The 13,513-nt window shown below is 54.7% G+C and carries 17 protein-coding genes and 1 pseudogene; 5 read left to right on the forward strand and 13 right to left on the reverse strand.

Translation table 11 applies throughout. From position 1 onward, the window contains the following. Window positions 1-114: 114 nt before the first annotated feature. On the forward strand, window positions 115-366 hold the full coding sequence (locus HLUCCO03_RS12355; RefSeq protein ID WP_155939843.1) for a hypothetical protein: 252 nt from the start codon (window positions 115-117) through the stop codon (window positions 364-366). A gap of 331 nt (window positions 367-697) precedes the next feature. Here the strand turns inward: HLUCCO03_RS12355 and HLUCCO03_RS12360 are convergent, their stop codons facing one another. Continuing rightward, complete coding sequence (locus HLUCCO03_RS12360) at window positions 698-1,810, reverse strand: NADH:flavin oxidoreductase (RefSeq protein WP_027830184.1); 1,113 nt, start codon at window positions 1,808-1,810, stop codon at window positions 698-700. A gap of 90 nt (window positions 1,811-1,900) precedes the next feature. Between HLUCCO03_RS12360 and HLUCCO03_RS12365 the strand changes: the two genes are divergently transcribed. Together HLUCCO03_RS12365 and HLUCCO03_RS12370 are read left to right on the forward strand one after the other, a co-directional pair. Continuing rightward, complete coding sequence (locus HLUCCO03_RS12365; RefSeq protein WP_027830185.1) at window positions 1,901-2,383, forward strand: helix-turn-helix domain-containing protein; 483 nt, start codon at window positions 1,901-1,903, stop codon at window positions 2,381-2,383. 159 nt (window positions 2,384-2,542) lie between these two features. Beyond that, complete coding sequence (locus HLUCCO03_RS12370) at window positions 2,543-3,202, forward strand: OmpW family outer membrane protein (RefSeq protein WP_027830186.1); 660 nt, start codon at window positions 2,543-2,545, stop codon at window positions 3,200-3,202. 100 nt (window positions 3,203-3,302) lie between these two features. Here the strand turns inward: HLUCCO03_RS12370 and HLUCCO03_RS12375 are convergent, their stop codons facing one another. Beyond that, on the reverse strand, window positions 3,303-4,628 hold the full coding sequence (locus HLUCCO03_RS12375) for a DEAD/DEAH box helicase (protein ID WP_027830187.1): 1,326 nt from the start codon (window positions 4,626-4,628) through the stop codon (window positions 3,303-3,305). A gap of 288 nt (window positions 4,629-4,916) precedes the next feature. Between HLUCCO03_RS12375 and HLUCCO03_RS12380 the strand changes: the two genes are divergently transcribed. Both HLUCCO03_RS12380 and dsbG read left to right on the forward strand, forming a co-directional pair. Continuing rightward, complete coding sequence (locus HLUCCO03_RS12380) at window positions 4,917-5,828, forward strand: prolipoprotein diacylglyceryl transferase family protein (protein ID WP_367142362.1); 912 nt, start codon at window positions 4,917-4,919, stop codon at window positions 5,826-5,828. Then, window positions 5,825-6,601, forward strand: coding sequence for a thiol:disulfide interchange protein DsbG (dsbG, locus tag HLUCCO03_RS12385; RefSeq protein WP_036197100.1), 777 nt, complete (start codon window positions 5,825-5,827; stop codon window positions 6,599-6,601). The genes HLUCCO03_RS12380 and dsbG overlap by 4 nt, the downstream gene beginning before the upstream one ends. A 43-nt stretch (window positions 6,602-6,644) precedes the next feature. On the opposite strand, the gene HLUCCO03_RS12390 is transcribed toward dsbG, so the two are convergent. The 11 genes and pseudogenes from HLUCCO03_RS12390 to HLUCCO03_RS12430 form a co-directional block, all read right to left on the reverse strand. Further along, a complete protein-coding gene (locus HLUCCO03_RS12390) occupies window positions 6,645-7,100 on the reverse strand; it encodes a DUF302 domain-containing protein (protein ID WP_027830190.1) in 456 nt (151 codons plus the stop codon). A gap of 71 nt (window positions 7,101-7,171) precedes the next feature. Further along, a complete protein-coding gene (locus HLUCCO03_RS12395; protein ID WP_027830191.1) occupies window positions 7,172-8,092 on the reverse strand; it encodes a lysophospholipid acyltransferase family protein in 921 nt (306 codons plus the stop codon). A 94-nt stretch (window positions 8,093-8,186) separates the two neighbouring features. Further along, window positions 8,187-9,713, reverse strand: a complete 1,527-nt coding sequence (locus HLUCCO03_RS12400; RefSeq protein WP_027830192.1) for an NAD(P)/FAD-dependent oxidoreductase — start codon at window positions 9,711-9,713, stop codon at window positions 8,187-8,189. Between the two features lie 2 nt (window positions 9,714-9,715). After that, on the reverse strand, window positions 9,716-10,027 hold the full coding sequence (locus HLUCCO03_RS12405) for a YkgJ family cysteine cluster protein (protein WP_027830193.1): 312 nt from the start codon (window positions 10,025-10,027) through the stop codon (window positions 9,716-9,718). A gap of 10 nt (window positions 10,028-10,037) precedes the next feature. After that, the gene (locus tag HLUCCO03_RS12410) at window positions 10,038-10,427 is read right to left on the reverse strand and encodes a VOC family protein (RefSeq protein ID WP_027830194.1); all 390 of its coding nucleotides are present in this window, start codon (window positions 10,425-10,427) and stop codon (window positions 10,038-10,040) included. A 294-nt stretch (window positions 10,428-10,721) separates the two neighbouring features. Beyond that, window positions 10,722-10,991 (reverse strand): hypothetical protein, encoded by a 270-nt coding sequence (locus tag HLUCCO03_RS12415; protein ID WP_027830195.1) that lies wholly within the window; start codon window positions 10,989-10,991, stop codon window positions 10,722-10,724. Between the two features lie 16 nt (window positions 10,992-11,007). After that, window positions 11,008-11,208: pseudogene (locus HLUCCO03_RS19415) on the reverse strand (BrnT family toxin); the annotation flags it as partial. A gap of 164 nt (window positions 11,209-11,372) precedes the next feature. Next, on the reverse strand, window positions 11,373-11,798 hold the full coding sequence (locus HLUCCO03_RS12420) for an N-acetyltransferase (protein WP_027830196.1): 426 nt from the start codon (window positions 11,796-11,798) through the stop codon (window positions 11,373-11,375). A 97-nt stretch (window positions 11,799-11,895) separates the two neighbouring features. Continuing rightward, entirely contained in the window at window positions 11,896-12,315 is a 420-nt protein-coding gene (locus tag HLUCCO03_RS19420; protein ID WP_081813466.1) for a GFA family protein, read from the reverse strand. 100 nt (window positions 12,316-12,415) lie between these two features. Further along, a complete protein-coding gene (locus tag HLUCCO03_RS12425) occupies window positions 12,416-12,952 on the reverse strand; it encodes a GNAT family N-acetyltransferase (protein WP_027830197.1) in 537 nt (178 codons plus the stop codon). A 126-nt stretch (window positions 12,953-13,078) separates the two neighbouring features. After that, entirely contained in the window at window positions 13,079-13,324 is a 246-nt protein-coding gene (locus HLUCCO03_RS12430; RefSeq protein WP_027830198.1) for a hypothetical protein, read from the reverse strand. Window positions 13,325-13,513: the final 189 nt, after the last annotated feature.

Genomic DNA, 13,513 nt, shown 5'->3' on the forward strand with positions numbered 1-13,513 from the left:
CAAGAAACACACAAATAACGGGAAAATAGTGTCTGAATCTTCGATTTTTTGCCGGTTAAACCCAAGATCGGCAAATATCAGCAGTTATTCAGACCTTCCATAAAGGAAGATAAAATGTATGAACTAAATGAAATCGATATTAATAAGGTAAGCGGCGGTTCTTCAGAACTTGTAATAGCCGCTGGCTCTCTCGCTACTACACTTTCTCGCGGTAATCCAATTCTAGCATCGGCAACAGCAGGCTATACCATGGGGACAGCCATCCATAATAAATATGGAAGTCAAATCAACGATTGGGTTTGGGATAGTACCCAGCAGGCCAGCCAGTTAAGCCAATCCAACCCCCACACAGGACGAGCGTTCTGATCAAAAGAAGAATTGCGGTGCGTGACCCGTGGTCACGCACCGCGAAAAAGTTCTGTGAGGTGCTACTTGAAAAGTAAGAGATATAACATTCAAGCAATAAAAGGGCTTGGATATGTAAGTTTACTGTTAGCTACCATCGGAATAATTGTTAGCTTAATTGATTCCACCAGCCAAAATTCGGATCTAATTGCCTATATAGGACTGATAATTTTGGGATCTGCACTAAATATTGTTGCCAACGAATTGGCTGAGCTGAGAAAGTAGAATGTCTTTCTATTAAATTCGAAGTCGCCCATGCTTCATTCAGTTGACCATGGGCGACTATTTCAGCTTAGTAAAGCTTCATAAGCGATTTCTTTGCAAACGGCTCAACTTCGGCAATACGGCCTTCTTTCACTTTCACCAGCCACTCCGGGTCCTGCAGCAGGGCCCGGCCAACGGCAATCAGCTCGAACTCCTTGTTGTTCATGCGCTCTACCAGTTCATCGATACCGGACTGCTCCACCGCTTCCTTCTTGCTGGCAAAGGTGCCGCTGATGAAATCCTCGGTCAGGCCGACGCTGCCGACTGACATGGTGGGTTTGCCGGACAGCTTCTGGGTCCAGCCCGCCAGGTTGAGGTTGGAGCCCTCGAATTCCGGCTCCCAGAAACGGCGGGTGGAGGCATGGAAAATATCAACGCCGGCTTCAACCAGCGGCTTCAGGAACTGCTCGAGCTCTTCCGGGCTGTTCACCAGTTTCGCCTCGTAGTCCTGCTGTTTCCACTGGGAGAAGCGCAGCATGATGGGGAAGTCCGGGCCCACGCGGTAACGCACGGCTTCGATGATCTCCACCACGAAGCGCAGACGATTCTCCATGCTGCCGCCGTACTCGTCATCACGCTGGTTGGTGCCCTCCCACAGGAACTGGTCCAGCAGGTAGCCATGGGCGCCATGAATCTCTACACCGTCGAAACCAAGGGCCTTGGCGTCCTGGGCGGCGTCAGCGAATGCATTCACTACATCGGCGATATCTTCCACGGTCATGGCCTTGCCATTGGGCTTGCCCGGCGCGAACAGGCCGGACGGGCTGTAGCCAGGTACCGAAGGGTCCGGCTCCGTGCCTTCCTTGCGCACCGCCCCCACATGCCATAGCTGGGGGAAGATGGCGCCACCGGCTTCATGAACGGCATCGACAACGTCTTTCCAGCCGGCAAGGGCCTTGTCGCCATGGAAAAAGGGTACGTTCGGGTAACCGTTGGCACCCGGGTGGTTGACGGTCGTGCCCTCGGTGATCAGCAGGCCAACACCACCTTCGGCGCGGCGCCGGTAGTAATCCACCACCTGCTCATTGGGTGCATTGCCCGGAGAGAAGTTGCGGGTCATCGGGGCCATGGCAACGCGATTGCGCAGGGTCAGGTTATGGATTTCAAAGGGCTCAAACAAAGGGCCAAGATTCATGCTCATGGTAATTCGCAACCTCACTAATCTGGTTTCTTTAAGCAACCTTATTGAATCTGGTTTTAAAATGCAACCCTATTCGGTAGACTGCACGTTATGGCCAGAAAACGTTTTGATGATTCGAGTTGCTCCGTCGCCCGGGCCCTGAACGAAGTCGGGGACTGGTGGTCTTTGCTTGTGGTGCTGCACGCCATGTATGGCACCCGCCGCTTTGTCGACTTCCAGCAGGAACTGGGCATTGCCCGGAATATTCTTTGTGACCGGCTGGCACGCCTGGTGGATAACGAGGTGCTGAAAAAAGTGGAGGTGGGCGAACACGGTTCACGCTTCGAGTATCGCCTGACCGAAAAAGGCCGGGACCTCTTTCCTATCGTCATTGCCCTGCGCCAGTGGGGTGATAAATGGAACCCGGCACCGGACCAGGAACCCCTGGATCTGCGGGACCGCGAAACTGGTAGAACCATCCGCCCTGTGGAAGTTCAGGATGCCGACGGCAAGCCACTCACGGTTCGTGATGTGTTCGTCCCGGAAGAAAACAATGCCAGAAGCCCGTCAGGCAGCAAAAAGAAAGCAGGCTGACAAGCCGTACTGGTACTCACTTCTGACAATTTTTTGAGCTGAATCAATCTCCCGGTGAACTTGGTGCTCCGGCTCCGGTTCACTTGCGCTATATCAAGTTTACTTTCTCCGTTGCCATTAATCTGAGTTCATCTTTTATTAAGGTTCAAGGAGAAAAATATGTCCCGTACATTCAAGCTTGGTGTTCTTGCTGCAGCGGTTATGGCAGCGGCCCCTGCTGCTCAGGCTTTTGAGGCTGGCGATTTCATTCTGCGTGCTGGTGTTGCGCATGTGGCGCCGGATGACTCTAGTGATGTCATTACTATCAATGGCGATCGCGTTCTCGGAGACCAGCGGGTTGCGGTAGATTCCAATTCCCAGCTGGGCATTCGTGCCACTTATATGGCCACTAGTAATCTGGGAATCGGTGTTCTTGCTGCTACACCATTCAAGCACGATATTACTGGCAAAGGTGGGGTCCTTGATGGAGAAGACGCTGGCGAGACCAAACACCTTCCGCCGACGGTTACGTTACAATACTTCCCCATGGCAAGCTCCTCCAATTTCCAACCATATGCAGGCGTGGGCGTGAACTACACTACATTCTTTGAGGAAAAAACCGGGCTTGGAGAGCTTGAGTTGGATGATAGCGTAGGCGCAGCAGTTGAAGTGGGAATGGATTACATGCTTAGCGACAATTTCGGTTTGAATGCCGCTGTCTGGTGGGCTGACATCAATTCAGATGCCCAGATTACGCTCGCAGACGGCACCGAAACCGATGAATTCGAAGTTGAAATCGACCCCATGGTCTACATGGTAGGCTTCACCTACAAGTTCTGATAAACGTAAACACCAAAAACCTCACTACCGTGAGGTTTTTGGATGGTACGTCCTCCAGTGCGGGGCCTGCGGGCCCCGCTTTTTTATGGAGAAAGCTGAATCAGGCGCTTTCGCGCTGGGGCGAGCGCCGTGCCTGGCCACCGCTGGCATTCTGGCTGCGGCCACCACTCCGGCCGCCCGGCTTGCCACCGAAGCTGCGACCATTGCCGGCAGGTTTGCCGTTGCCACCACCGTTACCGTTGCGATTACGGGCACGACTCGGGTCCGCCTTGGCCTTGGGCTTCAGCGGAAGATTATTGGTAGGCTCAAAGCCATCCATTGACTTGCGCGGCAACTGCTTCTTCAGCAGGCGTTCGATACCCGCCAGCATCTTGCCTTCATCAGCACTGACCAGGGACAGCGCGTGACCGCTCTCGCCGGCACGACCGGTACGGCCAATACGGTGAACATAATCTTCCGGCACGTTAGGCAGCTCGAAGTTCACCACCTGGGGCAACTGTTTGATATCCAGGCCGCGAGCGGCGATATCAGTGGCCACCAGAACACGCACTTCGCCCTGCTTGAAGTCCGCCAGCGCACGGGTGCGGGCACCCTGTGACTTGTTGCCGTGGATCGCGGCAGCGGTAATACCGTCACGCTCCAGCTTCTGGGTCAGGCGGTTGGCACCATGCTTGGTACGGGTAAACACCAGCACCTGCTCCCAGCCATTGTCACGCACCAGTTTGCTCAACAGGGCGGTTTTCTGGCTCTGGTCAACCGGGTAAACAGACTGTTTGATGCTCTCTGCCGCAGTGTTACGGGCGGCGACTTCAACCTGGACCGGGTTATCCAGCAGGCCTTCGGCCAGCGTGCGGATCTCGTTGGAGAAGGTAGCGGAGAACAGCAGGTTCTGTCGCTTGGCCGGCAGCAGCGCAAGAATCTTGCGGATGTCACGGATAAAGCCCATGTCCAGCATGCGATCGGCTTCGTCCAGAACCAGAATTTCCACTTCATTGAAGCGAACGGCGTTCTGCTGATACAGATCCATCAACCGGCCGGGTGTAGCCACCAGCACGTCCAGGCCCTTGCGCAGCTTCATCATCTGCGGATTGATTTTCACACCACCGAAAACCACGGCGGACTTGGTGGGCATATACCTGCTGTACAGGGCCACACTGTCGTGTACCTGCGCTGCCAGCTCGCGGGTGGGAGCCAGAATCAGTACGCGCGGGCCTTTGCCGGTGCGGGGGTTCTCCGCAAGACGCTGCAATAGTGGCAGGGTGAAGCCTGCGGTTTTACCGGTGCCCGTCTGGGCAGCCGCCATCACGTCCCTGCCGGAAAGTACGGCGGGAATCGCTTTCGCCTGAATCGGAGAAGGTGTTTCGTAACCCTGGTCGGTAGTGGCACGGACCAGCTGCTCGGACAAACCGAGTGAAGAAAAACTCATATAAGATCAACTCTTGATTATTCTGCCTCCACGAACACCGTTTTTGGCGAATGCGGGCAGATGCCATGAAGATTCATGGAATAAAAGACGACTACAGTCACACTCCGTTAACGGGGCGACGTCCTCTGACAGGTCGTATGGATGGTTCGCACTGGGCTAAAAGCCTTGAACTGCGGAAATCCCTAGAGGCAGGATGAACGAAACGGTAACAGAGGGTCGGGGAAATAGCCATAGGTGGTTTTGAGTAGGGTGCTTTTTATTTTTCAGTGAAAAAGGGAACTCCCATCCATGTCACCGGTCACTAGCCGCCATACCCTGATCAAAACCCACCCGATGACCGGAGAAGTCGTGCTGAGCCTAGGCGTTGGTCCCTTCAGCTTTTCAATAGGACATGTCCTGCTGATTCTGGCTTTTATCATTGCCCTGATCGTCGGGGCATTGGCCGGGCGCAAACACAATCAACCGATAACCGGTTCCCTGGCCGATATTTTCCTCGTCGCCATGGTCGGTGCCCGGGCCGGATTCGTGGTCCGCTACTCCGAACATTATCAGGGCGACTGGCTGGGCATTATCGACATTCGCGATGGTGGCTTCGATGTGGTCTCAGGCCTGGTGCTGGCGCTGATCTTCACCGGCTACCTGCTGTGGCGACGCAGCAACATCCGGCGGCCACTGGGATACGCAGTCGCCGCCGGCCTGATGACATGGGCCTTCACCACCGGCGTCATCACATTGATCAACAACCAGACCCGGGGACTGCCGGACGTTGCCCTGACCGATCTGGACGATCAACCGGTCAGCCTTGACTCCCTTACCCGGGGGCAACCCACGGTGGTAAACCTCTGGGCCACCTGGTGTCCGCCCTGCATCCGCGAGATGCCGGTACTGGAAGACGCCCAGGGCCGCTACCCCGGGGTCAACTTTGTCTTTGCCAACCAGGGTGAGGATCCGGAAACCATCAGCCGGTTTCTCAGCGAACAGAATCTGGATCTTGACCACGTGCTCAGTGACCGCCAGGGCGGCTTCGGCCGTGCCACCGGCAGCCAGGGCCTGCCGACCACCCTGTTCTACAACGCCCGGGGCAAACTGGTGGACAGCCACATGGGCGAACTTTCCAGAGCCAGCCTGGCCCGGGGCCTTGAGCGCTTCGACGCCAGCCATCTCGAATCATCAGCTTCAAAGGAGGTAACATCCCGATGACCCAGCCCCCGCTACGACGCCTGTTGCAAAGCGCCCTGATCTCCACCGCGTTTTTTGCAGCCAGTGTTCAGGCACAGGACTATCCGCCCGCCATCCAGAAACTGGAACAGCAGGGGGTGAAAGTGATCGAAAGCTTTGACGCACCCGGAGGCATGACCGGTTATGTTGGCGAAATGCAGGGCCGTTCGCTGGCCTTCTATCTGACACCCGATGGCGATCACGTGATTGTTGGCACCATGATGGACGAGGAGGGTAAAAACCTCAGCCAGGCCAGCATCCAGGAACTTGTCGAAGGCCCCAGGTTCGAAAATGCCTGGCCGGAACTGGAAGACAGCCAATGGGTCCTGGACGGTGACGAAAACGCCGACATCGTCATTTATACCTTCACCGACCCCAATTGCCCCTACTGCTATCGTTTCCGCCAGCAGGCGGAGCCCTGGATAGAGGCCGGAAAGGTACAGTTGCGCCATATCATGGTGGGTATTCTTAAAGAGGACAGCCTGACCAAAGCAGCCACCATTCTCGGTAGCGAAAATCCGGAAGAGGCCTTGCACGAACATCACGAGTCATTCGAGCAGGGAGGCATCGAGGTAGACCGCGAGCGGGTCAGTGCTGCCCACCTCGAGGTGAAAGCCAACAACAGCCTGATGCAGGAACTGGGCCTACAGGCAACACCCAGCACCCTCTACAAGGGAGAAGACGGCAAGGTCTCCATGGTGCAGGGCATGCCCAATCCACAGGCAATGGAACGGATGATGGGCCCGCGCCCCTGAACTCACTGGATTCCCGCTGACAGGATGGCGGGAATCCCCTTCATCATTCCGTGGCAGCTTTGGCAAAGCCGGCAAGCGCACCCTTCACTTTTTCAATCACCTCATCGCAGCCTTCAATGTTATGGCGCTTTTTGAGGTATTCCGGGTCGTTGTATGCCAGCCAGACGTTGCCCTCGCTGTCTTCCCATATCAAAGCTTTCTGCGGCAGATCGATAGCGACACTCCGGGCACACTGCATCAGTGGCGTACCCACCTTGGGGTTCCCGAAAATCACCACCTCGGTGGGACGCAGATCCAGCCCCGCCTTGTCAGCACCTTCTGCGTGGTTGATGCGATTCATCACCGTCATGCCCTTGTCTTCCAGGGCAGAAACCAGCTTGTCGGCCGTCTCCCCGGCACTGTGACTGCTTCTTACCTCTACCATGCCCTCTGCTGCCATTGCGGACAGCGGAAGAGCCAGTACCAACACCGCTACCAGACCCCTGAATACCGAAACCATTGATGTCTCCTTATGTTTGAACGACTGTTCACAGGATAGGTCATTATGCAGCGAACTGCTTGTGCATATCCTCAGTAGACCTTTTCCGCCCCTTCCGGGCGGGTCTTGAAGCGCTTGTGCAGCCACAGGTACTGGTCTGGCTGTTCAGTGATGGTTTCTTCGATATAGCGGCTCCAGGTTTCGGTGTCCTTTTGCTTGTCTGCGCCGAAGTGCTCCTGGATGGGGGAAAACGTGACCCTGTAGCTGCCATCCGGCATGCGCAGATGGCTGACGCACAGAACCGAGGCCCCGGATACACGGGCAATATAACTGGGAGAGCTGATACACCCCGCCTCCACACCGAAAAACGGCACAAACAGCTCGGTCTTCTTACCGAAATCCTGATCACAGGCGAACCAGACTTCACCACCCTTCTTCAGGAACGACACCAGTGGCCGAAGCTCCCGCTTGGTAAAGGGCCGAATTCCGAAATGCCGCCGGCGACCGTTTTCAATCATTCGGTCAATCACAGGGTTGTTGTTCGGACGGTACATGTAACCCGGCTTGTTCAGGTGGCAGGCAATCAGTGGCAACGCAAAGTCGAAAATACTGTAGTGCCCGCCGATCAGAAGCACCCCCTTGCCTCTGGCCTGAGCCTCTCTCAGGTGCTCCAGCCCGTGAACTTCGGCGCCCTCGCAATAACCCGACATATCCCGCCACCAGGCATGAATGCTTTCCAGAAAACCACGGGTACAGGCCACGAAATTATCACGCACCAGCTGTTCGCGGGCCGTTTCGTCCAGATCCGGAAAACAGGTGGCGATATTGGTATTGGCCACTCTGGCCCTGGATTTCAGTTTACCTTCCAGAAAACAGCCCAGCCGCCGGCCAAGGCGCTGCTTGACCGTCATCGGCAACAGGGAAAGCAGATACAGTGTGAACACGAGGAGCCACGAGGGCCAGAACGCAGGGTGCCACAGGGGCCTGCTGTTCTTGTTGTTACTGGAGGACATACATCTTTGCCTGTTGAAAATCGAGTAAGGAGCCTGCCATACAATACAGACAAAGTGTACATCCGAATGTGAACGGGCAGGGACTGAACCGGCCTCAGGAACCGAACAGGGCAGACTTCAGAGGCCGCAGAAAACCGGTCCGGCTCGTCGCATCTTCCACTGGCCGAATACCATCGAATTCCATATGCCCGTCTTCAATCGGATCAAATCTCAGGGTTTTCACGTCTGCCAGGTAATTCTGGGTGACCTTCCAGGGGCCATGGGAACCCTGGCGTGGCAGGCGGTCATCCGCACGGCGAATGTATCCTGAATCCAGCCCGCCCATCACCGTGCCTTCGCCACGGCTGTCGCCGGTATCCCTGGGCACACAGACCCGGTTGCCATGGGCATCCATATAGTTCAGAAGACGGCACAGGTACTCCGCGGCAATATCCACTTTCAGGGTCCAGGAAATATTGGTGTAACCGAAAATCATGCCGGCGTTGGGCACGCCCTCGACCATCACATTCTTGTAGATGATCTTGTCCCGCAGAACCACGGGCTGGCCATCAACCACCAGATCCATACCCCCGAGCATCTGGATATCCAGCCCCGTGGCCGGAATGATGATATCCGCCGCCAGCTCCTGGCCGGATTTCAGGCGGATACCCTGCTCCGTGAAGCTCTCGATATGATCCGTCACCACCGATGCCTTGCCGGCGCGGATGGCGCCGAACAGATCCCCATCCTTGACCACGCAAAGGCGCTGATCCCAGGGATTGTAACTGGGGGAGAAATGGCTCATATCGGCCTTGCCATCCAGTTGCCGGCGCACAAGGCTCAGCATCAGCCGGCGCATGATCCCCGGATTCTTGCGGGAGCGGTTATACAGAAAACGGGCAACCGCCACATTCCGGGCCCGGGTCAGGCGATAGGCCAGTTTTGCCGGCAGCATTCGCTGGAAAAACATCGCCAACCTGTCCTTTGACGGCAGCGGCATCAGATAGGAGGGCGAACGCTGCAGCATGGTGACGTGTTCAGCTTCTTCCGCCATGGTGGGCACCAGCGTTATGGCGGTGGCACCGCTGCCAATCACCACCACGCGCTTGCCGGCGTAGTCCAGGTGTTCCGGCCAGTGCTGGGGGTGCACAATCTGGCCCTGGAAGTTGTCCTCGCCGGAAAAGTCGGGCTTGTAACCGGCGTCATAATTGTAATAACCCGTGCAGCCAATCATGAACCCGGCGGTGAAGGTGAGGAGCTCGCCTGTGGCCTCTTTCACTGCCGTCAGTGTCCAGCACCTGTCAGTGCCTGACCATTCAGCCCGTTTCACCGCAATACCATAGTGGATGTGCTTTTCGATATCGTTTTCCGATGCGGTTTCACTCACGTACTGCTTGATGGCAGGACCGTCTGCCAGCACCTTGCCACTGGTCCAGGGGCGGAAGTTATAGCCGAAGGTGTACATGTCGGAGTCGGAACGGATGCCGGGATAACGGAAAAGATCCCAAGTGCCACCCAGGGACTCCCGGCGCTCAAGAATGGTAAAGGACTTGCCCGGGCACTCCCGCTTGAGATGAGAGGCCATACCGATGCCGGACACACCGGCACCGACAATCAATACATCCACATGTTCCCTGTTCATAACTACCCTTTGCCGGCAACCAATAACGCCCATTCTGCCCTTTCATCGAGACATTCGTCGGAACCCATTTCAAATTCCCGACAAATCCACGGCCGATTTTCATAAATGGTGCACATGAAGGTATCCCGGTCTATCGCAGAGCACCAGCCGTCCTCCAGCCTCAGCATGGTTTCCCCACCCCATTCATCCACAGCTATATGCCGCCCGGGAACCCCCGTGTCGGAAATTATCATGACTTCCAGCCGGCAACAACAGGCCTGACAATTGGAACAGGAGATGTCGGGGGCTGTTATATCTTTGATGGGGATGGTCATGCTTGCTTGGTCATGCATTCTCTACCTGAACAAGTACAAACTTGTTCCCATACAAATCCACGAAGTGAGCAGAAATTGCTCCGTCAGCCTCTATCGGCTGCTCCAGGAACTGAACCCCCGATCCTTGCAGCCGATCAAACTCATTGTAGAAGTTATCTGTATAGAGGACTCCAATAGGTTGGTCGCCCGCCTGCTGACCAACAACAGCTACATCCTTCTCGGTTTCTGCTTTCAACAGCCATACGCCGGCGTCCCTCTGGCTTGGAAAGCACAAATGAACGAAGCGACGCTCTCCAGCCTCAAAATCCGTCGAAAGAACCAGACCAAGCTTTTCAACATAAAACTCCAGAGCCTCCTCATAGTCGTATACAAGGATGACGATCCTTCCAAAAGTGATCACTACTGCCTCCTGCCAGATGATTAACTGATTCTTTGGAACAACGATAACGGTCCCTGGCCCAATCCAAAACAACGCAAGGGATTCACGGCTTCTTTCACCAGAGAGGTGACAGTGGCTAACAAGGGGCCAAGGTTCTCAACCGACCGACCTGGCAGAGCATCCAGAGATCGGACCGCAGTTAATGGAGACACGATCAAATAGCCGGGAACCGCACAGGAATAACAGTGCTCGACTAAAAAATCCTCTGATCGTCCAATCTCGAAATTCATCAAGCTCTACTCGTACAACGCTCCGCTAATGTGCGCCGCCTGCGGCGTCACCATTGAGCGGCTTGTTAGCAGATTCTGCCTGAAGACGCTCCACCAGCCACACTTTGATGATCGATTGGCGGGTAACGCCAATGCGCGCAGCCTCACGATCCAACGACTCCACAACCCAAGCGGGGAAATCGACGTTGATTCGCTTGTGTTCCTGGTTAACGCGGCGAGCAGAGGAAAGGTCCAGGTCATCAACAATATCTTCCTGACCTTCCTCAAATTTTTTGTCGAAGTCTTTAGCTTTCATAGAGCTCAACCTCCTTCTAACGGGAACGTCTGACTGAAATCAGACGAATACGAGCATCCCTGTATGTGACGACAGCCGACCAGTGCTTTTCATCAATCTTGCCTATCAGCAAAAACATCGGCTCATCCTCTGATTTTGCGCGGATCTCCAGCATGTAAGGGTCTTTCCACAGCCCTTGGGCAGCAACGAAATCTATACCGTGCTTGTCCAGATTGGCCTGGCTTTTGGCTTAGTCGAATTCAAACTCGTCCATGAGTACAAATCATTTCTTTTTTACTCAATTCGCAAGATTTGGAAGGAAGATGTAGCTGCTAACGCAAAGCACAGCAGCGCGAGTTTACGAGCGTCCGGCGGCCAACGGCCGCGCACTGCTGCGCCTTGTTACGAGTGATACTCCATGATGAGCTCAGGGTGCCCGGTATGCTCATCGATTTGCTCTCCAAGTAAAGTGAACCCGTGTTTCTCATAGAACTTGATGCTCGGAGTATTTTCTTTGTAAACAGTGAGCTGTAAGCTCTCCCGCCTATTCTTAGCATCATCAAGCAAGACTGAGCCCAACCCCTTGCCCTGCGAGCTTGGTGCCACAAAAATCGCAGCAAGATTGTTCTCGTATAGGCTATAGAACCCAACGACTTCTCCCTCAGCTTCATACACGAGCGTCTCCGATGCAGGGATGTATACCTCACGCATCTCGCTAATCTTCGATTTCCAAAACGCAGATTCGATGAAGTCATGGACTTTGATCGATGCAGACAGCCAGATTGCCAGGATTTGATCGATATCGGCTGCCCGATAATCGCGAATCATTTGGTTGCTCCCTAGAACTCGTAACGTGTTGGTTTAGCGGCGCACATGTAGCGCAGCGAAATGGGCGTCTGGTGTAGGGCCGGAGGCCCGGAACGTACTACAACAATTTGTTAAGTGATTCCTGGCTCTCAGGGCCGCCCTCCAATCGAACGCTCTCTGCAGATTCTTGCTCCCATGGCGCAGCAGATGCTGTATGGAGGTGAACAGAAACCCTTGATGCAGCCAATTCATCGAGCAAACCGGCTGGAACCCAAACCATCTCGGTGCCCCGCAGGCTATTCGGAACCGGACTCCCACAGCTCGAACAAAAATCGCTCCGGAAACCGCTTGGCTTTTGGTACGACCGGATCTCGCTTTGACCTGAAATCCAACGAAAACTAGAACCCTGCACAAACGTGGCAGCGTTAGCGGCTGCCCCTGTTGCCTTACGGCACAGCGAGCAATGACATTGGTAGAGATTCCGGATCTCTTCATCAATTTCGAATTTCACGGTTCCGCAGAGACATTCACCTTGCATCGTTCAATCCTTTGACACTTAACGCGGAGCGAAGCGGTGGCCCGTCAGAGACCTCCGCCTTACGGGAATGGTTATGTGATTCCTAGACCAGTAGATAGGTTTACCAATACTGGGGATCATTGAATGCCTCAACGCAACAGGCCTGTCCCAGTGGGAGCTCAAGACTGCCTCCATCCAAAGACTGCCCCAGCCAACCCTCTGGATGGGCTAGTTTAAACGGCGCTTCCGCAACCTCTTGAGCTACGTGTTCGAAACCCACTTTTGAATAGTAGTTCGGATCACCATAGGTAAAAATGAATTCGACACCCAGTTCACGTAAGCGCTTAATGCCAATATTAATCAGTTTTTGGCCAATGCCTTTGCCCTGATGGTCTGTTTCAATGGCTACCGGTGACAACATAAAAGCCTTTATGGGGGAGCCGAACGACAATCTCGTGAAAAAGATACAGCCGACTATCTGTCCTTGCTCCGCAGCGATGAACCCGAAAATGTCATCGGTTTTGCTCCCGTTCATCAACTTATGCACCAAATGCCCAATCAGCTTTCCCTCGGGTTCACCTTCTGAATCAGAGAACGTCCGGGTAAAAAGAGCCTCGATTTCCAGTCGATCAAACTCGTTATACTTCGAGAATTTCATGCCTTAGGAGCCCTATGGAGAACAGTTCGCATTCACACATAACGCCAGCCATAAGCGGCGGCCCAACAGGGGCGTCCGGTGGAGGGCCATTAGCCCAGTACAGACTTAATGGCATTGTTATAGTGGTTACTTATTTACCCTGAGACATTCAGTGTAAACTGATGGAAAACCGATCCCACCGCGCCGGTCAATGTTCTGCTGATCTCGATGTTTACCGACCTGTTTGATTAACGCTTTACCAATTCTTTCGCCTGCGTTCTCACATGCTGCCGACGAAGTGAACCCATCAACAGTTTGCATTTGAACATCGGGCATAGAGCCGCCCCTCTCTGCAACGATGTGCATAGTGAGCACCAAAACCCATTCGATCACGAAGACTCCTTAATCCCTATAACGTCAGCCAGCATGCGCGGCTACGGAATGGAGGCGAAGCCGCAATGCCGTAGGCGTCGCGTGCCTGCGCTTGTATGGATAATTCCTGCCGTGTTTGGGTAAATTGAGGCCCACCCCCAGTGGCCGCTGGGGGCCTTCATGCAGCAGCTCGATGCCTGCAAGGTTCCT

This window comes from Marinobacter sp. HL-58, assembly GCF_001314605.1.
In the GTDB taxonomy this organism is placed as follows: domain Bacteria; phylum Pseudomonadota; class Gammaproteobacteria; order Pseudomonadales; family Oleiphilaceae; genus Marinobacter.

Excerpts from the sequence above, each read along its gene's own strand:
- HLUCCO03_RS12365 (WP_027830185.1), top strand. The coding sequence starts at position 1,901 with ATGGCCAGAAAACGTTTTGATGATTCGAGTTGCTCCGTCGCCCGGGCC.
- HLUCCO03_RS12425 (WP_027830197.1), bottom strand. The coding sequence starts at position 12,952 with ATGAAATTCTCGAAGTATAACGAGTTTGATCGACTGGAAATCGAGGCT.
- HLUCCO03_RS12355 (WP_155939843.1), top strand. The coding sequence starts at position 115 with ATGTATGAACTAAATGAAATCGATATTAATAAGGTAAGCGGCGGTTCT.
- HLUCCO03_RS12380 (WP_367142362.1), top strand. The coding sequence starts at position 4,917 with ATGTCACCGGTCACTAGCCGCCATACCCTGATCAAAACCCACCCGATG.
- dsbG (WP_036197100.1), top strand. The coding sequence starts at position 5,825 with ATGACCCAGCCCCCGCTACGACGCCTGTTGCAAAGCGCCCTGATCTCC.
- HLUCCO03_RS12360 (WP_027830184.1), bottom strand. The coding sequence starts at position 1,810 with ATGAGCATGAATCTTGGCCCTTTGTTTGAGCCCTTTGAAATCCATAAC.
- HLUCCO03_RS12395 (WP_027830191.1), bottom strand. The coding sequence starts at position 8,092 with ATGTCCTCCAGTAACAACAAGAACAGCAGGCCCCTGTGGCACCCTGCG.
- HLUCCO03_RS12420 (WP_027830196.1), bottom strand. The coding sequence starts at position 11,798 with ATGATTCGCGATTATCGGGCAGCCGATATCGATCAAATCCTGGCAATC.
- HLUCCO03_RS12400 (WP_027830192.1), bottom strand. The coding sequence starts at position 9,713 with ATGAACAGGGAACATGTGGATGTATTGATTGTCGGTGCCGGTGTGTCC.
- HLUCCO03_RS19420 (WP_081813466.1), bottom strand. The coding sequence starts at position 12,315 with ATGCAAGGTGAATGTCTCTGCGGAACCGTGAAATTCGAAATTGATGAA.
- HLUCCO03_RS12375 (WP_027830187.1), bottom strand. The coding sequence starts at position 4,628 with ATGAGTTTTTCTTCACTCGGTTTGTCCGAGCAGCTGGTCCGTGCCACT.
- HLUCCO03_RS12405 (WP_027830193.1), bottom strand. The coding sequence starts at position 10,027 with ATGACCATCCCCATCAAAGATATAACAGCCCCCGACATCTCCTGTTCC.
- HLUCCO03_RS12370 (WP_027830186.1), top strand. The coding sequence starts at position 2,543 with ATGTCCCGTACATTCAAGCTTGGTGTTCTTGCTGCAGCGGTTATGGCA.
- HLUCCO03_RS12390 (WP_027830190.1), bottom strand. The coding sequence starts at position 7,100 with ATGGTTTCGGTATTCAGGGGTCTGGTAGCGGTGTTGGTACTGGCTCTT.
- HLUCCO03_RS12415 (WP_027830195.1), bottom strand. The coding sequence starts at position 10,991 with ATGAAAGCTAAAGACTTCGACAAAAAATTTGAGGAAGGTCAGGAAGAT.